This window comes from Metabacillus rhizolycopersici (genome assembly GCF_020075705.1).
On sequence record NZ_JAIQUM010000026.1, the window covers coordinates 1 to 21318 of the forward strand.

The following is a 21318-nucleotide window of genomic DNA, read 5'->3' on the forward strand; positions in this document are numbered from 1 at the left end:
CTTAGTGAAAAAGAATAAGAAAGAAAAGGAAAAAGGCAATTTGCCGTCTAAAAAGCAGACAGCAAATTGCCTTTTTGTATTGAAAAGAAATTAAAAGAATAAAAAACGTAAGTTTTTCAGTGGCCTCACAATTCATAAGGTCGTTTTATTCATGCGTAACAAATGCATTGTTACGCTCATCCCATCGGTAAATGGATAATAAATGATGTATTTTGATCGTTTGATTCACAATGAATCATGCCCTTATGCTTTTCGATAAGTGTTTTACATACGTAAAGGCCAATGCCTGTCCCTAAACTTTTTGTCGTATAAAAGGGTTCAAAAATAGCCTCTTTCATTTCTTCAGGAATTTTTGGTCCATTATTGGAGATCGTAAAAACAATTGAATGTTGTTTATTTTCACAAGTAATTGCTAATTTTTTATTCGATGCATTGTGTTTTAAAGCATCGATTGAGTTTAATATAATATTAACCAATACTTGTTTTATTTCATCTTTTACTGCGATAATTTTACACGTCGAGTCAACCGTTGTTTTCACATCGACATCACCATCAACAATACTAGGATAGAGAAATGTTAGTATTTCTGATAGTAGGTCTTCCATTTCAATTTCTTCTTCTTTATCTACAACCTCAAGCCTAGACGCATGTAAGAATTGTGTTATGCGAAATTTTAACTGATCAAGTTCATGCTCAATGGTGTCCAGGTATTTAAGCGACGGGTATTCCGTTTTTAAAAGTTTAACAAAGCCAATAACAGATGTAAGAGGATTCCTAAACTCATGAACAAAGCTTGAGGACATTTGACCAAGAAGAGATAAACGATCATTGTGAGATTGATTGATAAACAACATCTTCTTCTTTAATTCTAAATCTTTTAGCTCCGTATATCTTGTGACTGCATGGTAACAATACAAGTCAAAATGATGATGAATTTTATCAATTATTGGTTGTAAATCAATCATTGATATCCCAGACTTGTAGATCGATTTAATGGTTGTACTTCTACCTGAATTCACATTGTAGACAAATTCCCCGATATTGCCGTTACTTTCAACCCGCTCTTTTGCCACCTTATAAGCAAGCTTTTTCACTTCTACGCCGATTTCCGGGTGCGTAATTAACCTTTTAACCAATAAATACATCGTATACCCATTTTCCCTTACACGGTCTTTGTTTATATCTTTTTCATGGACGATGACACTTTCTAGCCATAATCTAAGAAATTCTTCTCCATTTTCGTCAAGATATTGAATTAATCTTTCTTCCGTAGAAATCATTGATTTAGACGAAAAATCCACAAACACCACCGCTTTCGTTATTTCAAGTTATGATTAAAAATATAATTAGACAAAAATCGATAAAATTCTCTCTATTTTTTAAATTTTCTGTCGTTTATATTTCTTAGTATATAGTAAATAACAAATAAGTGTAAATTAGGTGTTTTATCCATTTTAAAACAATCCCAAGAAAGGCGTAAGCGCCTTAATCAGCCTCAGGCATAGCATAAGACGCTTGCGCTGGACAATTCTCGAAGCCTAAACTTATAAATTCTGATATTACAAGAAAGAGCTTTTAGCCATTGTTTTTTCTACCCGTTTACGATAAAAGTGCTAGAATTCATTTCAATCCTAACACTTCATCTTTCAAGCAACCCATATTTTTTTCTGAAACGTTGTAAAATCTTGATCCAACTGCTCGCAAAAATAAGTAAGAAAAATACGTTAGATAATGCATGGGCTAAATCAAAATAAAGACTTGCCCCATAATATGTCATAATCGTCGCAAGTTCTACTTGTTCATCTAAGCTGACAAAGTACCAGAGGTTCATCACCCATCCAAATAAGATGCCTGTCATAAATCCAAACATAATTCTCCCGTATGAACGTTTCATCATCCACGTATTCCGCAATAATCCTGCACTTAACCCGATCATTCCCCACGCATACATTTGCCAAGGTGTCCATGGTCCTTGTCCTAAGAATAAATTTGATACTAAAGCCGCAAGAGCCCCCACGACAAATCCACTTTCTGCGCCAAATGCGATGCCTGTAACGATAATCACAAAGGTTGTTGGTTGCACACTAGGGATCGATGCAAAAGGAACACGACTAACTGCAGCAATTGCCGCTAATACCGCTAGCATAACAAGTTCTCTTCCAGCGACCTTTCGACGCTCAAATCGAATGATAAAGGGTAGAAAGGTAAACATCATAAAGAGAAAACTTACAATGAGATAATGTTGTTCCACAATGAATGTAGCAGCAATGAGCATGACACTAATAACAATGATGATCGCTATGAGAATTACTCGTGAATGCGCCAAGAAGTACGAGCCTCCTCTACTGTTAATACATCGGGAACATTGCTCCCTCTCGTCATTCGATTGATAACTGTTGTATAAAACGCATTTCCTTGGAAAAAACTTTTTGATGGTGCTTCAACTGTGATTGCCCCTTGGAACATCATCGCACATCTTGTTGCGTATTTTGCTGCAAACTCAATATCATGTGTCACCATAACAATCGTTACCCCTTGCTCTTGTAGTGATGTTAATAATTCCCCAAACCGCTCTTTTGCTTCGGGGTCAAGACCCTTCGTCGGCTCATCAACTAAAAGAAGCTTTGGATTTGGGAGTAAGACTCCCGCAAGTGCAGCCTTTTGCATTTCACCACCACTCACATCATAAGGGTGTCGATTCTTTAGTTCCTCTATTTGAAAGAGTGTTAACAGCTCATCCATTCTTTTTTGACCCGTTTCCATTTGATGAAAATGAATGATTTCGCTCAATTCAGCTTCAATTGAATCTTGGATAAAAAACAACTTTGGATTTTGAGGAAGGTATCCAATCTCTGTCGGCTGTTGTCTCTTTACCTTCTTTCCTTTATAAATAACCGCACCTCGTTGCACCTTTTCAAGACCCGCCATGATTTTTAATAACGTTGATTTACCAGTTCCATTCGCACCAACAATCGAAAGCCATTCCCCCTCATAGACAGTTAATGATAGAGCGTTTAAAATTTTATTCGTGTCTTTTGAGTATTGGAAATCAATCTGTTTTAACTTTAAAAGCTCTTCATGATAATTGGAATCTGTTTGGACCTGATTCATCGCCTCGATTCGATGATGTTTCAACCAATTCTTTCCCTCTTTCACCGATAATGGAATGTCCTCACTTTTCATATTAGCTGTATGTTCGATATATAATCGTGCAGGGCTTGGTAAATAACGATACATGGGATGATTCGGATTAAGTCCAAGTGTATGAATAACACGACGAGGAGAATCAAAGGCAATCATCTCCCCCTTATCTAAAACAATCGCTTGATCTGCTATCCCAAAGAGTTCCTCTAATCGATGCTCGGCAATGATAACTGTGATGCCAAATTCTTCATTCATCGTCTGCAGCATACCAATAAACTCCCTTGCTGCGACTGGGTCTAGCTGTGCCGTTGGTTCGTCTAGCAACAATAGTTTTGGCTCTAATAATAACACCGAAGCTAGGTTGACTAATTGTTTTTGGCCCCCTGATAGCTCATGCGTTTCTCGTTCAAGCAATCCCTCTAAACCAAAGAAGTGAACAATTTCTGCCACACGCTTTCTCATCTCTTCTGTCGATGCACCCATATTTTCCATCCCAAATATAAGCTCTTCTAACACATTATCCATTACGATTTGATTTTCTGGATCTTGGAAAACCATCCCGATATCCTTTGCTATTTGTTCTTTAGACGCACTAGAGAGTGGTTGATTTCCAAGCAAGAATTCTCCTGAAAGGCGACCATGTGGAGCAATTTCTCGTTTCATTAATCTTAATAGTGTTGACTTTCCACTACCTGAAGGACCACAAAGAACGATGAACTCTCCTTGTTCAATCGTAAAAGAAACGTCCTTAAGCACACGATTTTGTTCTTCTGGGTATAAAAAGCTTATTTGCTTCGCTTCCAAAAATGCCACCGTACAGCCTCCCTTCCTTCAATGATAAGCGGGGAACCGATAAACAACATAAAAATAAATAAGTAAAACCATTCTCTTCCTTGAATAGACATGGTTTCTAACATTGGATACACACTTAACACACCATCACCTAACCACCAGCCAGCTAGTCCGATTGCAGCAATGACTATCATATAAATGATTGCTAACCAATCCCAGGGAACCATCTTATATGGAGTATATTTGCTTCTTTTCTTAATTCCATACCCTCTTGCCGCCATTGAGTCAGCTGTTTGAATAGCCTCCTCAAGAGACCATGTTAATAAAATTTGAATTAGTAATATGCCATTTTTAGCTCTAGACTTTAGTTTACCCTCTGTGACCGTAAGTCCTTTTCCTTTTTGCACTGTTTCGATTTCCCTTAACCTTCTTCTTAAAAGGGGAACAAATCTCATCGAAAGCATCGTTAGCAACGCCCACTGTGGTAGCCAGCGTGAAAATAAAAACAAAAATCTGTCCGCCGTGATGACAAGACTATAAGTTGTGAATAAAGCCATAATCGAAAAAATTGATAACGCCAAAATGATACCTTGAATGATAGCCTCGAGCATAATTGGGTTATTGTGCACATAAAACAAAATATGTGTTCCACGGTGATTGGTCAATGGATTCATTATGAGAAAAAGGACAGATAAGAAAACTAACATCATGAACCACCTTTTTAACGTTTTTCCTTGATCGAGCTGATAATTAAATAGAATAAGTAAAATCGCCCCAACAAGCAAAAACACCGGATGCTTATAAAGCATAACCAGTGCTGTTGCCCCAACATAATAGAAAAAACTCACGAAAGGATGAAAGGTATGAATACCTCTAGCCATTAATTAGCATCCTCTTTGTAATCTGTCGTATATATCCACTGAATAGTATCGCCATTTCCAACTTTAATCGCACCTGCGCTTCGATCTATTTTGGCACCATTTCTTTTCGCTTCCCATCCGCTTTGCGGTCCGCGATCAAATTCATATAAATTATTGATTCCTTCCACATATGCTCCTGAGCCACTCCCTCTTACACTGATCGGAATTCCCTTTTGTTTTAGAATGTTTAATGTAGCATCTAAAATGGTATTTCCTTCAGATATTTCTACCTTTGTTGAAGAAAGGATTGTGCCTTCACCAACAATTGATACGGTGACAGTTTGTTTTGTTTCTTCTTTCTTCGGCTGTGGTGATGGAGTTTGTTCTTTTACTGTCGCTGGTTGTTTTTCATTAGGCTTCGGTGTAGTAGGTTCCTTAACGACATTTGGTTGTGATTTTTGTGTAGTCGTGGCTGCTTGATTCGGCTCTTTTACTGGCTCTGTTTGTTTTCCATTTGACTTAGTTGTCGTAGATTCTTTTTCAGGGGTTGCATTTGGTTTATTTGCTGATGTGTTTGTGTTTGTATTTGTGTTTTGCTCAGCTGTTTTCTTAGTTGGCTCTTCTACCTGTTTTTCTTCACTATTCCCAGTACCTGATGCTTTTGATTCAATTGCTTTATTTTCTTCGCTTGCACTCGTTGTACGTTCGGAATCAATCGTTTTTTTCTCATCAGCCTTGTTTGGCTCTACTTGTTCCTTCGTCTCTTCAGGTTCCTCTTGTGATTGTTGTTCATCCTTTAAGGCCGTTTTCTCTTCAGTTTGTTCAACTTTTACATCCTCAACAATTGGAACTACTTTATCCTTTTCGCATCCTGTTAAAATCAAAATAACAGAAATAATAGCAAACATCATACCTTTAAGCAATCTCATAACTCAAACCTCCAGTCCTCATATGAATTTCGCATTTTTTGATCTATTTTGTTCTAACATTTGAAAAAAATATACGCTAAAATCGGAAAACGCCCCTCCTATTTGGAAAGGGCATTTCACTTACGCTTTCTTTGCTTGGCGTCTTTGCGTGTAAATAAGCACTGTTGAACCAATTACAAGTAATGTCCCACCAGTTGCTAATAAGTTAAATAACGGTGTTGCTGTGCTCGGTAGTTTATGACCTTCTGATTTAGTTACTACCTTATTTTCATTCGTATTTTCTACTTCATCTTTCACTACCGTATCTGTATTTTGTTGAGCTTCTTCCTTCGTCGGTTTTTCACCTTCATTTTTATCCACTGTTGGTGTTTCATCTTCATTTTCATCCACTGTTGGTGTTTCATCTTTACCATCGATTTGCTCTGGAGTAGGAGCTACTTCAATCATAGGTTTGGTAAATTGATAGATGGAACCTTTATTCGTTAAATAGTTATCATATGAAGCTAATGCGAGCAATGCTTGTGAACTAGCCATCATGTCAGATTCGCCGCCTTGTAAATGAGCAAATCCACCATCATCCTGTTTAAATGTAAGAAGATGTTGAATTAGGTTAACTCCTGATGAAGGTGAATCTAGACTTTCAGCAAATGTGTCAACTGGTTGCTTTGTAAACCGCTCTTCAGTTGGATTAATACCAACAGATGCAAGACCGATGATCACTTGTGCTGTTGTTTCACTTGCGTCACCGCCATTTGAATCATCACTAAAACCACCGTTTTCATCTTGAACACTAGATACCCACGCTACCGCTTGATCAATTGCACCTTGGACCTTTGCTTGTCCTTTATACGGTGCTAGTGCTGTAAGCGCCATTCCAGTAATATCTACACTAGCCTTTGATCCATATAGTGACCAACCACCATTATCAAGTTGTTGATCAAGTAAATAGTTTACTAGACTTTCCCTTGTCCACTTTGCATCATTTGGAACATCATAGTCACCGCTATCTAGTGCTAACAGTGCATAAATGACACCATTATTCCCTTGGTTTGTCATGCGCTCATTTGAGTGAATTTTTTCGATTAAATTGTAGCCAGCAAAGTTCGCCGCATCGATTCCAGCTGCAGATAACGCAAGGACAATGCGCTCGTAATCTGTTACGTTACGATAATTTCCTTCATTCGTGATAATAGACTTTTTTAAGTTATCGATGTATTGTTGCGGTATTTCCTTTCCAGCAGCTTTAATAGCAATTGCTCCGAATTCATCCTTAACACCTTGTTTAGAAATAAATTGTGTCGCTGATTGAATGGCTGTCGCGACTTGTTCTTCCGTGACAGGATCGGCTGCTGGTGGCAGAGTTGGATCAGGCTGTTGTTCATTTTCCCCTTCAGGAGTTTCACCACCCGTGTCAGGAGTTTCACCTTCCTCCTCACCAGTACCATTATCATCATCAGTTGGTGGTGCCCATGATTCGACTGTAAGATTTAAGTGGTCTCCCTCTTTAACAAGATAAGATGAAAGCCCCTCAGTCATATAGTTTTCATTCATATAAGTACTCCAATACTCATACTCACCTAACTTAGCTTCACCAATATTATTTATATATGCCCAATATACTGGATCAATCGCAGCATCTACTTTTACTGCAGCTGTTTTTCCAGCTAATTTTAATGCATCAAACGCACTTGCACCTTTTACAACTTGTACAGTTTCATTAAATATAGAGTGATCAAGTGAATCCATAGCAGAAACCGTAATATTTACCTTTTCAGCAGGATAACTAATAATCTTGAATAGAAGACTATCACCCTTTTCGACCACATAACTTGAAGCACCAACTTGCGCTTCCTCACCATTTATGATAAATCCCCAATAATCATAGCCTTCAGGAGCTACCTCACCTATTCCTCCTATCATTGCACCGAATTGCTCATGGATCGAATAGTCTAGTGCAACCTCTTGTTCTCCCGTTACTTCCTTAAGAATATCAAAGGCTGTTTGTCCTTCTTCTACTTCTACTGCAGTTATTGGTACGATCTTCTTATCATCTTGATCCACAACTGCAATTGTAGCTCCATTCGTTAAGGCAGCAGCATTAATCTGTTGTGGCAGGAAGGAAAGTATTTGGATCATGACCAATACCATAATTGAACTTAATGCAATAAAACGTTGTGTCATATTCCGTTTATTCATCATTGATTACCTCCTATTCATTCAATTTGTTTTGAAAATAAACATAAAAAAACACATCCTAATGTCAGATGTGTGCTTTTCGCCAGGTAAATGAAACCTCTAAACCTTTAGGTAGACCTATGCTAAAAACACCCTCCTATCCTCGTAGTTCATGGTGAATTCCAAAACAGGCAGGTCTCCTGGCTCATGATCAACACTTTTTACAGCCTTCCCGTTAAAAAACAGTGGCATCATGCGAAAAGCTCCCATATACAGTGGCGGGACCGCGCCGGATTTTCACCGGTCTTCCCTTTTTATGATAAATTTCCGTCAATCTATCAACCTATTTTCATCCTATTAAGTTAATGTTTATACTGCTATTATCATAGTCTAGGATAAATGTACTGTCAACAACTGTCATCCTGTAAGAAAAGTACAAGGCGCCTGCTTATTGGCTTGTGACCTCAAGCTGATGGCGCCTTGCGCTGGACAATTCTCGAAGTCAAAACTTATAAATTCTTACACTCTGTAAGCAATGTGATAATCCACCCTTAACGCCTCTTATTTTTACTAATGAAAAAGCATTACCAGGCTGTTATGACCTAGCAATGCTTTTTTAGAGAAGTTTATTTCTATCTAGTCGTTTTACTTTGTTTCACGATGCAAAGTACGTTTTTTCAATCGCGGGCAATATTTCATCAATTCAATTCTGTCGGGATTATTTCGTTTATTTTTCGTTGTAATATAATTTCGATCTCCTGTTTCTGTACAGGCCAATGTAATGTTTACTCTCATCTTTCTTCCTCCTAGTTTATAAAGCGAGACTTCCATCCGTGGGGGTTTTCCTTATTCCCCACGGATGGATAGCGAGACTTATCGGGCTTTTACGGGCAGTTATCCCCCACCTTCGCTTCTTTGTGCTTCATTCAAGCTTAGAGGTGGGGGGATTACTGCCCGTTAATGCGGGATAAATTTTTTCATTTTTTCTAAACAGCCACAGTAAAAGCTGGTAGTGGATCAACTAGTTTTGACCAATCCTGGTCCATTTCTGCATCTGTTAATAAGCAATAATCAAGTGAACTCTCTATTTCTTTACGATTCATCTCAATACCAATCATAACGAGCTCCGTCATCCGATCTCCATATCTCTCATCCCATTTTTTAAGCAATTCAGGTTCGTCTTGCAAAATTTGTTGTTTTTCTTCCTCCGCATAGGTTGCGATCCATTCACCTGCACCTTCGATCATAATCGATGGTCCTGCTTGGGAAAGGAGCCCCGTCATATTATTTCGAGATGCTAACCAAAAGAATCCCTTCGCACGAACAACATCGACTGGCCAATCTTCTAACCAATCCATTAATCTTTGCGGATGAAATGGTCGTCTTCGCTTGTAAACAAAGGATGAAATACCGTACTCTTCTGTTTCCGGTACATGTTCCGTCATGAGCTCTTTGATCCAGCCTGCTGCCTGACTTGCTTTTTCAAAATCAAATAGATGTGTGTCTAAAATTTCATTAAGACTCACCTTTGAAAAAATACTTTCGATCACTTTTGCTTCCGGATTTAATTTTTGGACAACAGCCTTTAATTCTTCCACATCTTCTTTATTAACTAAATCTGTTTTATTCAAGACGATGATATTCGCAAATTCAATTTGATCAATTAACAAATCGACGACTTCTCTCGTATCTGTTAGATCAACAGCTTGCTTCCTATCTAAAAGCGTCTCACCAGAAGCAAAATCATGCCAAAATCGATTTGCATCGACGACCGTAACCATCGCATCAATTTCACATCGTTTTGTAAGATTAATTCCAAGCTCATCGTCAACATATGTAAAAGTTTGAGCTACTGGAACAGGCTCAGAAATACCTGTCGATTCAATGACGATGTAGTCAATATCCCCTTGCTTAACGAGTTTTTCAACTTCCAAAATCAAGTCTTCACGCAACGTACAACAAATACAGCCATTTTGTAGTTCTACTAGCTTTTCTTCTGTTCGAGAAAATCCTCCCTGTTTTATCAGTGATGCATCAATATTTACTTCACTCATATCATTCACAATCACAGCCACTCGTTTGTTTTCCTTGTTGGCTAAAAGATGATTCAATAACGTTGTTTTACCCGATCCTAAATATCCACTTAAAACCGTTACAGGAATCTTTTTGTTTGTCATATTTACCTCTCCGTAAATCAAAATAATTACGATTTAAAAGTTATGCTTTTCGTTACTCCCAACAAAAGACATAACTTAAGCAAATCGTCTACTCATTTATTGATTAGTAACAATTAATCAAATCGTATTCATTACGTTTTATATTGTAAAGGATGTTTCTTAAAAATGCAACCTCCCTTCACAATTTCAATCGATTAGCTTCGTTGTGCATTTTATTATGAAATAACCAAAAGGACTGACTCTATGAAGTCAGTCCTAAGATAGTAACCTATTAAAAATTAACGCGTACAACACGTCCGTTAAATTTTTCGCCCCAATATCCGCTCGTCATATTAGCAATTGCTACACCAGTTGAACTTTGGGAACCAATGAATTTCCCGCCACCGACATAAATACCAACATGTCCATCTTTTTTATACGTATCAAAGAAAACAAGATCTCCAGGTTGCATATTGCTAGTTGATACTTGAGTTCCAGCATGCTTTAGTGAATCCGTAGTGGACCCAACACTTACTCCGATTGTTGAAAATGCCCAATGAACAAATCCAGAACAATCAAATCTACCATTCGCGACATCAGACGCATTTCTTCCGCCACCAAATACATAAACAGAATTACCAATATATTTGTAACCCGCAGAAATAAGATCCTTCACTGAACCATTCGAATTTACAGGTGTTGCTGCAACAGTTGCTGCGCTTTTTTTAGCGTCAGAATTTGTTGTAGTGCTTTTAGTTGAGTTTGATGAACTAGAGTTTGACGCAACATTTTTAGTTGAACTTGATGAACTAGAGTTTGCTTCAACATTTTTAGTTGAACTTGATGAACCAGAATTTGACTCAACATTTTTAGTTGAACTTGATGAGCTACTATTATCTCCACTTGTCGTTTCAACAGCACTAGCTTGTGCACTTTGCGCTTGCTCTATGCTCTGTTTGATACTAGCTTCTTGTGATGCAAGATTACTATCTTTCAAATGCAAGCTATTTTTTGCAGCTAATTTTGCTGATTCCTCACCTTTTAGCTGTTCTTTTAACTGATCATTTTGTTCTTTTTGCTCTAAAGTAAGTGCCTGCATACCTTCCAATTCTGCTTTCATAGTTGTTAAATCTGCAAGTTTTTTTACCTTTGTAGCTTTCGTTTCTTTTATAGCCTTCTCATCTGCTTCATGTTGTTCTAGAAGAGTTTTGTCTGCTTCGACTATTTTCCCGACTGCAATCGCACGGTTTACAAAATCACCGAAACTAGCAGAACCAACTAATACGTCAACATAGTCTAGACTTCCGCCACTTTGTTGATAAGAAATAGCACGCTGCTTTAATATTTCTGTTCTGTTTTTAATTGTCTCTTCTAAAACAGCGATTTCTTCTTCCATTTTACTAATCTCAGTATTCGCAACTTCGATTTCATTTTTTGTTTGGTCCATTTTCTTGTTATTGATTGCAACTGCTTCATCAACACGTTTAATTTGCTCATTTAATTTCGTAATCTCTTCTTGAATCATTTTAACTTCTTGATCAGCATCCTTAATATCTGCTTGAACTTCTGATCGTTGCTCCTGTACTTGGGATAAGCTATTTGATGATTCAGCATGAGCTGAAGGAATTGCAAATGAACTACTTATTCCAATCATGATTGCTAAATTCATGACTATTAGTTTCTTTTTTGACATTCTCTTCCCCTACTTTCTATTCTCATTCAAATATTTTTCTATGTATCTATCGTCATTCTGTTAAACTCGAATTGAAATATTTTTGACTTATTTAGCCACAATTAGTAGTATATCATCATAAAATGACAAGAATATGTAGTTTATATTACAATTTCATTTCAAAAGTAACAAAAGACCCGATTATTCTCTGTTAAAAGTCACTAAGTAAAAGCCTACCACATACTATAGTCTATTTCTAGCACGCAAATGTCTTTGAAAATATTGGGGAATTTTTACTAGAATACTACTTCAGAAATTTTATGAATAAAAGGACAAGTACCAAACCGCTTGTGAAAGTGTGGTATTATTCGACTTTCTTTCATGAGCATATAGGTACTGAAATTTGCCTTCTGCTCGAAGTAAGGAGCAAATAATAATTTGATTGAAGAAAATCGTAGAATGAGATGTTTTGTGATTTTGTCAATTTTTTAAATTAGGTATTTTGTGCGGATTGAACCATATACTCTTCTCTACACTATTTTTCGTACGTATTAAACCAGCTAGTTCATCATTACGGACTAAGAAATGAAGTGTAGCCAATATTTTGAACAAAAAAATAGAATTAGCCACCTACTCGTTCAAGGCTAATTCTAACTTTGCTAAACTCATTTCACAAAGAAATCTGTACTATCCTTCATTTCACCATTCACAACAATCGAAATTCTATGTTTTCCTGGATAGTGTTTCCTTGTTGTTAAATCTTTAAAGGATTGATTTTTTGTATAAACTTTTTTTTCACCTGGAGCAATCACATATTCGGCTAATTTAAATAGTTTTGGTGAATGTTTTCCGTTTGCTTTTATGAAGTCGATGAAATATTCAATTCTCAATTTAGTAGGCTTTTCGTCGGTTGATTGAAGGTGAAAAGAGAAAGTTAATGTATCGCCAATCGTTAATGTATTTGTAGCAACTAAATCGGTGATATGTATATTCGGGTTATTAGCGAAGCCAAATAATTCTAGTGCTTGCTGATTTCCTTTTTTCATTAACGTTCTAATCCCTTTTTTAATAATCCAGTTTGTCTCATTGTTATCACCGATCCATTTTTGCGCGATGTCTAAGACGAGTTCTGGATGATCCTTTGTAATATCATTTAAATTATTTGCGACGCTTTTGCGTACATAGAGGGAAGGGTCTTCTTTTAAATTATCTAAGATTGGGAAAATTGGGCTCGGGTCTTTCTTTAGGTTAGAAAGCGCGCTTCCCCATGGTAGGCGTGGTCTTGAGCCTTCACTTGCTAATCTTCTTACATGCTCATTTTGGTGCTTGCTCCATTCTAAAAATTGGTTCATCATAAGTGATTGATTTTTTATGACAAACGGTCTGACCGCAAATTCTGATGTAGAAAATTGTGTGAAATATTCAAGTGCCTCGATCGATTCATCCCAATTGTCGAGCCCGTATACCTCTACGTAATCTGGAAAAATGATTCCCGTCAAGCCTCCTTTGAATTGCGGGGCTATCTTTTTCAATAACTCAAGTGCTTCAATTAAATTCATGGCTAATGTTTGGTGCAGACAAATCGAAATATGCCGAACCCGTTGCTTGAGTGCCAACTCATCCCACTGATCATTGTAAATAAGTGTTTGAAATAAGTGATCATCAAAGCTTGGATATTCCTGTTTTATTGCATTTGATAAGTTATTTATAAAGTCTTGATTAAATAAATTTCTTAATTCTTCTGCCATTTTACTACTGCTCCTTTAAAGAATTTGAACCTTGTTCGTTCATCATACCTTATTGATTATGAACATCCTAAAAAATTTTAGCCCACTTATCATGAAAGTGGGCTAGATTGTTTCCTTATTAGGCTTGTTGAAACTCTCGTTGTTTTCAACTATTTTCAATTCACCTGTTTCGTCGTTTTCAACGAGATGTTTTAACATAGATAGTTTGTTATCCCAAAATTGCTCATAGAAGGAAAGCCAGTGCTTTAGTTCGAGCAAGGCATCTGGCTGTAGCTTGTACCTTTTTTCTCTTCCTACTTTCTCTACGCTTACGAGGTTTGATGCTGAAAGAATTCGTAAATGCTTGGATACGGCGGTTCGGCTCATTGGGAAGTGCTGGCTGATGCCTGTGATAGGTAATTCTTGATTGGCTAAAAGTTGTAGCATTTTGCGACGCGAAGGATCGGCGATTGCTTGAAAAACATCATATTTTTGAACGGCTGGCATTATTCCTCAACTACTTTACGAAGACGCTCGCCAACAATTGAATCCCAGCCATTGTTCATCCGATCTCTTACGACAGTAAAAGTCGCTCCAGCTTGTCCAACCACAACGTCTGGTGCTCCCCAACCAGAATGAATGAGTGTAAATTCCGTTTTTCCATCTACTTCTTTTAATTCGAATGTCACTTGCCAACCAAATTCTCCCCAAGTAAAGGAAAGTCCATTTGGAGGATCAACTGTTAATACTTTACAAGGTGATTGTTCAAATGGTGAATGGATTGTAAATTCATGTCCTACCGTTGATTCGAAATCATTTGGCATAAACCACTTTGAGATGCCTTCTGAAGTTGATACCGCTTGCCATACTTTTTCAATTGGTGCATTAAAAATTGTTGTTTTACGAACGTCCGGTAATTTTTCTTGATTATTTGTCATGTTTTAGCCTCCAGCAATCATTATACAACCAAAAGGTTTCGCATTAATAATACGAAACCTTTTGGTTACATGTCAAGAATTAAAGCAGAAGCATCATGACCAATCTTAGGAAAAGCAGGGGTTTTCCTTTCCCCATGGATTGCTAATCTACTGGTGTTACAGCGTCCGCTAATTCTTTTTCTAATTGAGCTTTATATTCCTTTGTTTGTTGCTCTGTCCACTCTAGTTTCTTCTCCATAATTGAAATGACTTCATCCTTCCACGTTCGTACCCACTCGATCGCAAAGAATAGTGCACCTGTTCGCCGGATAAAAAAGTCGACTGGTTTTGTTGCCATTTCTTGCTCGATTGCATACATGAGTTGAGCGTATACGATACGTGAGAGGTTTACTGTACTTGTTTCATATTGTTTTCCATAGTCAAACAGCTGATCAACATTCGATCCATACATTTTCGCTAAATTCTGCCCTTCTTCTAAGGTAAAGCCATATTGAAGAGCTTCCTTTTCTTTTTTCTCAATAAATAATGGGTAACCTTTTGAACCGCCAACTTCGCCACCTGAAATGGGGTAAGTCTTCGTATGAGACTTTTCAAATGCTGCCTTTGGATTCTGGTTTAGGAGTCGTTTAGTAACCAAATCTACAACAGCTTCAGCCATTTTACGATAACCCGTTAGTTTACCTCCTGCGATTGTGATCAGCCCACTTTCAGCTTCCCAAATTTCATCTTTTCGGGAAATTTCAGAAGGATCTTTTCCTTCCTCATAGATTAAGGGACGAACTCCAGCCCAGCTTGACTCCACATTCGCTTTCGTTACGTTTACATCAGGAAACATAAAATGAATTGCGTTTATAATATAATCACGATCTGCTATCAGCATTTTGGGATTCCTAATATCCTGATCAAAAAATGTATCTGTTGTCCCCACGTACGTTTTTCCATCACGTGGTACTGCAAAAACCATTCGTCCATCTGGGGTATCAAAATAGACAGCTTGTCGTAAGGGAAAGGTCGCTTGATCAAACACTAAATGTACGCCCTTTGTTAATCGAAGCTGTTTATTATTTCTCGCGTAATCTTTTTTCCGAACTTCATCAACCCATGGACCTGCAGCATTCACAACTTTATGCGCTGTTATCTTATATTCTTTATTTGAAAGCATATCTTTCACCTTGGAACCTATTACTTTATCACTCTCATAAAGGAGTTCATCTGCTTTTGCATAGTTTACAATATCAGCCCCATTCGCTACCGCTGCTTTTATAACTTCAATTGTAAGACGCGCATCATCTGTCCGGTACTCAACATAGTATCCGCCACCTTTTAGTCCTTCTGTTTTAATTAGTGGTTCTTTCCGTAACGTTTCATTAACAGACAGCATCGTACGACGTTCTGATTTTTTCACTCCTGCTAAAAAATCATAGACACGGAGTGCAAGTGATGTTGTAAACTTGCCGAATGTCCCACCTTTATGTAAAGGTAACAGCATCCACTCAGGTGTTGTAACATGTGGCCCATTTTCATACACAACGTCACGCTCTTTTCCTACCTCTGCAACCATCGCAACTTGAAATTGCTTTAAATAACGTAACCCACCATGTACAAGCTTTGTTGACCGGCTCGAAGTACCTGATGCAAAGTCTTGCATTTCGACGACCGCTACCTTTAATCCACGGAGAACTGCATCTAAGGCAATCCCAGCTCCTGTGATACCTCCGCCTATGACCAGCAAATCATAATGTCCCGCTTCCATCTTTTCTAGCTGCTTTTTTCTAGTTACACTTGAAAATTGATTGCTCATCTTACAGCCTCCTTATAAATGGTGATAGATATGTTGGTTTAATAGAAAGATAAAAAAAGAGACCACAACTAACATTATAACGATCGCTATAATGAAAGCATGGTCTCTCCGTGTCTCCTACCGTATATTAACTTGATATTATTATAACATCCAATATTAGGATATAAAAGTTAAAACTTATTCGAAATAGTCCCAAAGCTCCCTATTGGACGTTGTAATCGCATCTGCTCCTGCTGCAAGTGCATTTTCAACCTCCTAAGTCGTGCGGATAAGTCCCCCAGCAAATATTTTCGTATTCGTTCGTTCCTTTACCTCTTTTATCATCCAAGGCATTGCACCAGGTAATACTTCTAAATAATCTGGTTTCGTCTTTTCAACGAGTCGATAGCTTTTCTCTAAAGCATAGGAATCAATTAAAAACATCCTTTGAATCACTATTACTCCCTTTTGCTTAGCTTTTAAAATGACATTTGATTTAGTTGAAATTATTCCGTATGGTTCATACTGCTGGCAAATATATTCCGTGGCATAATCATCATTTTTCAACCCATGGATGAGGTCAACATGATAGATGATGTTCTTTTGATATTGCTGAGCGAGCTTATGTATATTGACTAATTGCGATATATGAGTTTCTAAAAACACACCGATCTCGTAATCACTACGTAAAAACTTTTCATACTGTTTAATAGAAGAAAATGCGGGCAAAATTTTTTGCATGTTTACACCTTTTCTTTGTTTGAGTTAATTGATTAATCATTGTCATTATATGTTTGGAGATTGAATTACTCAAGAAGAAAGCACAAAAAATACCAGGTAAACGATTCTCCCTGGCACCGATTTTCTATACTCTTTTTTAGTGACGATGACTTCCCTTTGAAGGATTTGTAATCACAAACTCCTCTTGCGGTACATAGAAATATTGGATCCAAACTCCGTCTAAGGCATCAATATTTTTTTCTAATAAAATGTCAATGTCTTTGTCTGTTTTCACGATTTCATCATTTTCAGTTGGTGTATCAAGTTGTAAATCATAATGTGCATGGTCACCATGTTGATGCGTGACAAATACACGAATCATTTTCCCTTCCGCTTCTTCGCTATTCAACATTTTTTGTAATACCTTTGCAGCGTTACGGTTTATTTTACATTTCATCTCTGATTTCCTCATTTCTATTATGGTTTAACACTTCTTTTGCAATGAGTCGATAGGATTGATTCCTGTCCTCATAATCGTGTGTAATGGTCAGAATCATGATTTCATTTACTTTGTATAGTGCTTGTAAATCAAGCAATTGTTCTTTTACTTCACATGGATTGCCAATAATCATCTTACTTTTCATTTCTTTAATTATTTCTTTCTCTTGATTAGTAAATAAATACCGTTCTGCTTCTTCTATAGTTGGTATCCCATAAATTTTCTCACCTTTTGCTGATTGGATTCTCCAAAGAAATCCACTTAATGCTACTTGTTCTGCCCGCTCGGTCGTTTCCGCACAAATGACGGAAACAGCAATGATCGCATTTGATTTTTGCCATTTTGCTTTTGCCCGAAATTGCTCTCGATATCCTTTAAGAATATCTATTCCTCCATGATCACTCATAAAGTGCGCGTAAGCATAAGCTGTCCCATTTTCCGCTGCAAGGATTGCGCTTTTCTTACTCGTTCCAAGTATCCAGGGCTCTGGAGGACTACTCGGATAAGGCGATGCAGTAATTTTTGAATACATATGGTCAGATGGAAAATCGTTATGTAAAAAGTGTAAAAGTTCCTTGACAGACTCAGGATATTTCTTGATTTGAGCTAAAAAGTTATCAGATAAGGCAAGTGATGCTTCTGCAGATCCTCCTGGCGATCGTCCAATTCCTATATCAATACGATTAGGAAAAAGCGTTGCTAGCATATGATGAATTTCTGCCACTTTATATGGTTTATAGTGTGGTAGTAATACGGCTCCAGAACCAATCCGGATTGATTCTGTTCTTGCACCAATCGTACCTAACATCACTTCAGGGGCAGAGCATGCAAGCCCTGTTAAATCATGATGTTCAGCGACCCAATAGCGTGTGTATCCATATTGTTCACCAATTTGAGCCAGTCTAATCGATGCCTCTAAAGCATCTTTTGCTGTTTTCCCAGAAGTAATTGGTGCTTGATCTAAAATACTTAGTTTCATAACGTTCACCTTCCATCACCAGGAAACCCTTTCATTTCACATTGTTAGATTAAGTTTGAAACAACTGATTGTCATGGTGGCTACCCTTTATTCTCATATTTACCCTTGAAATATGGAGTATCATATCACTCCCAGCTTTGATTCACAAACTTATTGCTTTTAGTACTTTAGAAGATTCTTCTCTCTATTTTTTCTAAAATGAAACTCAAGCATGATCGTTATAAATAAGATTGTTCAAACTTAATAATGAGTGATTACTTACTTTACAAACAAAACAAAAGGGTTTACGATAAAAATGAGTGATCACTCATTTTAGGGAGAGGTGAATAAACATGGAACAGTCAAAAGCCGTTGTCGCTATGCAACATATCTCAAAGTCATTTGGTAAACAGCAAGTCTTAAAGGATATTCATTTAAATATTCAGGAAGGTGAGATTTTTGGGCTTCTCGGTCCTTCAGGTGCTGGTAAAACGACATTAGTAAAACAATTGGTCGGACTGGATCTTCCATCATCAGGTGAAATCTATCTTTTCCAAGAAAAAATGCCAGCTTTAAAATTAATTGAACGAGTCGGATATATGGCTCAGTCTGATGCACTTTATGAAGAGCTTTCAGCAAAGGAAAATCTCCAATTCTTTGCCTCTCTTTATGGCTTAAAAGGAAAAAAGCAACAACAACGAATCAATGAAGTGATGGAAATCGTTCAATTAACAGATCATCTTACTAAGCTTGTCTCCAATTACTCTGGAGGAATGAAGAGAAGATTATCATTAGCTATCTCACTTCTTCACAAACCTAGACTACTAATTCTCGATGAACCCACTGTGGGGATTGATCCTGTTTTGCGGAAAAGCATTTGGAAAGCATTTGATAATCTCAAGAAAAATGGAACAACAATTATTGTTACTACTCATGTGATGGATGAAGCGGAGAAATGTGATCGCTTAGGATTAATGCGCAACGGTAGCCTTATTGCTGTTGGTACGCCTAAGGAACTAAAACAACAAACAAATTCAGAATCAATTGAAGAAGCATTTCTTGTTTATGGAGGTGTCTGAAAATGAGAATAAATGCACTAGTTATTCGGATATTACGACAAATCTTTCGCGATAAAAGGACGATGGGATTGCTAATCATTGCCCCAATCCTCGTCTTAACAATGCTGCATCTCGTTTTTAATGGTGATGAGTATCAGCCAAATGTTGGTCTAGTCGATATTCCTGACTCAATCATTAATAACATGAAATTAGATGAAGCGACAGTGACTGAATATGAAAAAGAAATCGATGCTAAAGATGCCCTATCAAATCAAGAGATTGATGGCTATATGAGATTTGATAACCAAACTCCTTCAATCGTTCTCGAAGGCAGTGACCCTAGTGTAAATGGAGCGACACTTAAATGGTTACAAACTGCACTGAAGCCACTTCAAGGAAACGGAGCATCCTTTGAACTTGAAGTCGATTATTTACACGGTTCTAGCGAAATGGGACAATTTGATTATTTTGGTCCTGTGCTTCTTGGCTTTTTTATTTTCTTCTTTGTCTTTCTGATTGCCGGAGTATCGTTTTTAAGAGAACGCACAACTGGGACGCTCGAACGACTTCTTGCAAGTCCTTTACGTAAATCGGAAATCGTAATTGGCTATGTCGTTGGCTTTGGCATTTTCACGATAATTCAAGCAACCATTATTGCAACCTATGCCATTTATGTGCTTGGAATGCTAATGGAGGGGGCGTTTGGCTATGTCATGCTCATCACCTTACTGCTTTCTTTAACAGCTCTTACGCTCGGTATTTTATTATCAGCCTTTGCGAATAATGAACTGCAAATGATTCAATTTATCCCAATTATTGTCGTTCCGCAAATCTTCTTTTCTGGATTATTTAACTTAGAAACCATCTCTGAGTGGCTTAGCTGGATTGGACCAATCACACCACTTTATTATGCAGCTGATGCTTTACGGGATGTCATGGTTAGAGGCTATGGTTGGAATGAAATATACTTGAATTTACTCGCCTTGGCAGGGTTTTCGCTTCTTTTTATGATGTTAAATATTGTTGCGCTTAGAAAATATAGAAAAATCTAATCATTGAGTTACATTTCATCTTCTGGTCAAAATCCTTTAATATAGATGTATAGACCACAGATACAAAGGAGCGCAAAATGTCTGAACAAGAAAAGTTGATTGATGAATGGTTTCATCAGGAAGAAGGATTAACAGAGAAACAAAAAAAAATCGTCGCTGCTGCGATTGAATCATTTGCTGCCAAAGGCTATGCTGCAACCTCTACAAGTGAAATTGCCAAAAAAGCTGGTGTTGCTGAAGGAACCATTTTTCGCCATTATAAAACGAAGAAGGAATTACTTTTAGCAATCGTTGCCCCAATGATGGCTAAATTCATTGCTCCCTTTGTCATAAATGATTTTAATAAAGTGCTCAATCATGATTTTGAGCGCTTTGAGGATTTCTTAAGAGCCATAATTGAGAATAGAGTAAAATTTTTAATTAAAAACATGCCGTTATTTCGAATACTCATTCAAGAAATTCCTTTCCAGCCTGAATTAAGAGAGCAATTTAAAGAGCATATTGCCAACAAAATTATTGAGCGATTTCGCATCATTGTTGAGCATTATCAAGCAAAAGGACAAATCATTGAAATGCCGCCATACAGTGTTATTCGTCTGACAGTTTCAACCGTGTTTGGCTTTATCATTGCTCGCTATTTACTAATTCCTGAAGCTCAGTGGGACGATGAAGAAGAAATTGAAAGAACGGTTCACTTTATCATGCATGGGTTAACACCGCCCAGATCACAGTAAATGAAGGAATGACTAAACTGATTTCTTTCAAATCATGTTACATGTTAACAAAATACTATTGTCAAAAAGCTAACAATGTTTGCGGTAAACATTGTTAGCTTTTTGTGCTCTTAGGTCAATCAGA

The 21318-nt window shown here is 37.3% G+C and carries 18 protein-coding genes, 1 pseudogene and 1 riboswitch; of the genes and pseudogenes, 3 read left to right on the plus strand and 16 right to left on the minus strand.

Annotated elements, in window-relative coordinates; genetic code table 11:
- Positions 1-176 precede the first annotated feature (176 nt).
- From K9V48_RS12710 to K9V48_RS12785, 16 genes and pseudogenes are all read right to left on the minus strand, one after another.
- Positions 177-1301 (minus strand): histidine kinase N-terminal domain-containing protein, encoded by a 1125-nt coding sequence (locus K9V48_RS12710; RefSeq protein ID WP_224139365.1) that lies wholly within the window; start codon positions 1299-1301, stop codon positions 177-179.
- 338 nt (positions 1302-1639) lie between these two features.
- Positions 1640-2275, minus strand: a complete 636-nt coding sequence (locus K9V48_RS12715; RefSeq protein ID WP_224139413.1) for an ECF transporter S component — start codon at positions 2273-2275, stop codon at positions 1640-1642.
- A 32-nt stretch (positions 2276-2307) separates the two neighbouring features.
- Complete coding sequence (locus K9V48_RS12720) at positions 2308-3957, minus strand: ABC transporter ATP-binding protein (RefSeq protein ID WP_224139366.1); 1650 nt, start codon at positions 3955-3957, stop codon at positions 2308-2310.
- The gene (locus tag K9V48_RS12725; RefSeq protein ID WP_224139367.1) at positions 3930-4817 is read right to left on the minus strand and encodes an energy-coupling factor transporter transmembrane component T; all 888 of its coding nucleotides are present in this window, start codon (positions 4815-4817) and stop codon (positions 3930-3932) included. The genes K9V48_RS12720 and K9V48_RS12725 overlap by 28 nt, the downstream gene beginning before the upstream one ends.
- Entirely contained in the window at positions 4817-5725 is a 909-nt protein-coding gene (locus K9V48_RS12730; RefSeq protein ID WP_224139368.1) for a DUF4430 domain-containing protein, read from the minus strand. The genes K9V48_RS12725 and K9V48_RS12730 overlap by 1 nt, the downstream gene beginning before the upstream one ends.
- Before the next feature lie 120 nt (positions 5726-5845).
- Entirely contained in the window at positions 5846-7924 is a 2079-nt protein-coding gene (locus tag K9V48_RS12735; protein ID WP_224139369.1) for a DUF4430 domain-containing protein, read from the minus strand.
- 149 nt (positions 7925-8073) lie between these two features.
- Positions 8074-8262: riboswitch (cobalamin riboswitch) on the minus strand.
- 283 nt (positions 8263-8545) lie between these two features.
- Positions 8546-8695, minus strand: coding sequence for a 50S ribosomal protein L33 (gene rpmG, locus K9V48_RS12740; protein ID WP_066442686.1), 150 nt, complete (start codon positions 8693-8695; stop codon positions 8546-8548).
- Between the two features lie 191 nt (positions 8696-8886).
- Positions 8887-10077 (minus strand): GTP-binding protein, encoded by a 1191-nt coding sequence (locus K9V48_RS12745; RefSeq protein WP_224139370.1) that lies wholly within the window; start codon positions 10075-10077, stop codon positions 8887-8889.
- A gap of 271 nt (positions 10078-10348) precedes the next feature.
- Positions 10349-11749, minus strand: a complete 1401-nt coding sequence (locus K9V48_RS12750) for a C40 family peptidase (protein WP_224139371.1) — start codon at positions 11747-11749, stop codon at positions 10349-10351.
- Between the two features lie 644 nt (positions 11750-12393).
- Positions 12394-13476: a DNA alkylation repair protein gene (locus K9V48_RS12755; protein WP_224139372.1), complete on the minus strand. Its 1083-nt coding sequence runs from the start codon at positions 13474-13476 to the stop codon at positions 12394-12396.
- A gap of 102 nt (positions 13477-13578) precedes the next feature.
- Positions 13579-13962, minus strand: coding sequence for an ArsR/SmtB family transcription factor (locus K9V48_RS12760; RefSeq protein ID WP_224139373.1), 384 nt, complete (start codon positions 13960-13962; stop codon positions 13579-13581).
- Positions 13962-14393 carry an SRPBCC family protein gene (locus K9V48_RS12765; RefSeq protein ID WP_224139374.1) on the minus strand — a complete coding sequence of 144 codons (432 nt, stop codon included), beginning with the start codon at positions 14391-14393 and terminating at the stop codon, positions 13962-13964. The genes K9V48_RS12760 and K9V48_RS12765 overlap by 1 nt, the downstream gene beginning before the upstream one ends.
- Positions 14394-14535: 142 nt before the next feature.
- Positions 14536-16194 carry a glycerol-3-phosphate dehydrogenase/oxidase gene (locus K9V48_RS12770; protein ID WP_308012569.1) on the minus strand — a complete coding sequence of 553 codons (1659 nt, stop codon included), beginning with the start codon at positions 16192-16194 and terminating at the stop codon, positions 14536-14538.
- Positions 16195-16371: 177 nt separating this feature from the next.
- Positions 16372-16914: pseudogene (locus tag K9V48_RS12775) on the minus strand (glycerol-3-phosphate responsive antiterminator).
- A gap of 136 nt (positions 16915-17050) precedes the next feature.
- The gene (locus K9V48_RS12780) at positions 17051-17350 is read right to left on the minus strand and encodes an iron-sulfur cluster assembly accessory protein (RefSeq protein ID WP_224139375.1); all 300 of its coding nucleotides are present in this window, start codon (positions 17348-17350) and stop codon (positions 17051-17053) included.
- Positions 17340-18371 (minus strand): LLM class flavin-dependent oxidoreductase, encoded by a 1032-nt coding sequence (locus tag K9V48_RS12785; RefSeq protein WP_224139376.1) that lies wholly within the window; start codon positions 18369-18371, stop codon positions 17340-17342. Before K9V48_RS12785 ends, K9V48_RS12780 begins: the two co-directional genes overlap by 11 nt.
- 332 nt (positions 18372-18703) lie before the next feature.
- Here K9V48_RS12785 and K9V48_RS12790 point away from each other — a divergent pair, with 332 nt between their 5' ends.
- The 3 genes from K9V48_RS12790 (at position 18704) to K9V48_RS12800 (ending at position 21194) form a co-directional block, all read left to right on the plus strand.
- The gene (locus K9V48_RS12790; protein ID WP_224139377.1) at positions 18704-19429 is read left to right on the plus strand and encodes an ABC transporter ATP-binding protein; all 726 of its coding nucleotides are present in this window, start codon (positions 18704-18706) and stop codon (positions 19427-19429) included.
- A 2-nt stretch (positions 19430-19431) separates the two neighbouring features.
- Entirely contained in the window at positions 19432-20460 is a 1029-nt protein-coding gene (locus K9V48_RS12795; RefSeq protein ID WP_224139378.1) for an ABC transporter permease, read from the plus strand.
- 77 nt (positions 20461-20537) lie between these two features.
- The gene (locus tag K9V48_RS12800; RefSeq protein ID WP_224139379.1) at positions 20538-21194 is read left to right on the plus strand and encodes a TetR/AcrR family transcriptional regulator; all 657 of its coding nucleotides are present in this window, start codon (positions 20538-20540) and stop codon (positions 21192-21194) included.
- The last annotated feature ends 124 nt before the right edge of the window (positions 21195-21318 follow it).

Bases quoted from the DNA above. Each gene is read 5' to 3' on its own strand.
- rpmG (WP_066442686.1), bottom strand. From the start codon at position 8,695: ATGAGAGTAAACATTACATTGGCCTGTACAGAAACAGGAGATCGAAAT.
- K9V48_RS12725 (WP_224139367.1), bottom strand. From the start codon at position 4,817: ATGGCTAGAGGTATTCATACCTTTCATCCTTTCGTGAGTTTTTTCTAT.
- K9V48_RS12790 (WP_224139377.1), top strand. From the start codon at position 18,704: ATGGAACAGTCAAAAGCCGTTGTCGCTATGCAACATATCTCAAAGTCA.
- K9V48_RS12800 (WP_224139379.1), top strand. From the start codon at position 20,538: ATGTCTGAACAAGAAAAGTTGATTGATGAATGGTTTCATCAGGAAGAA.
- K9V48_RS12785 (WP_224139376.1), bottom strand. From the start codon at position 18,371: ATGAAACTAAGTATTTTAGATCAAGCACCAATTACTTCTGGGAAAACA.
- K9V48_RS12765 (WP_224139374.1), bottom strand. From the start codon at position 14,393: ATGACAAATAATCAAGAAAAATTACCGGACGTTCGTAAAACAACAATT.
- K9V48_RS12730 (WP_224139368.1), bottom strand. From the start codon at position 5,725: ATGAGATTGCTTAAAGGTATGATGTTTGCTATTATTTCTGTTATTTTG.
- K9V48_RS12715 (WP_224139413.1), bottom strand. From the start codon at position 2,275: ATGCTCATTGCTGCTACATTCATTGTGGAACAACATTATCTCATTGTA.
- K9V48_RS12750 (WP_224139371.1), bottom strand. From the start codon at position 11,749: ATGTCAAAAAAGAAACTAATAGTCATGAATTTAGCAATCATGATTGGA.
- K9V48_RS12760 (WP_224139373.1), bottom strand. From the start codon at position 13,962: ATGCCAGCCGTTCAAAAATATGATGTTTTTCAAGCAATCGCCGATCCT.
- K9V48_RS12795 (WP_224139378.1), top strand. From the start codon at position 19,432: ATGAGAATAAATGCACTAGTTATTCGGATATTACGACAAATCTTTCGC.
- K9V48_RS12755 (WP_224139372.1), bottom strand. From the start codon at position 13,476: ATGGCAGAAGAATTAAGAAATTTATTTAATCAAGACTTTATAAATAAC.
- K9V48_RS12770 (WP_308012569.1), bottom strand. From the start codon at position 16,194: ATGAGCAATCAATTTTCAAGTGTAACTAGAAAAAAGCAGCTAGAAAAG.
- K9V48_RS12780 (WP_224139375.1), bottom strand. From the start codon at position 17,350: ATGAAATGTAAAATAAACCGTAACGCTGCAAAGGTATTACAAAAAATG.
- K9V48_RS12745 (WP_224139370.1), bottom strand. From the start codon at position 10,077: ATGACAAACAAAAAGATTCCTGTAACGGTTTTAAGTGGATATTTAGGA.
- K9V48_RS12735 (WP_224139369.1), bottom strand. From the start codon at position 7,924: ATGATGAATAAACGGAATATGACACAACGTTTTATTGCATTAAGTTCA.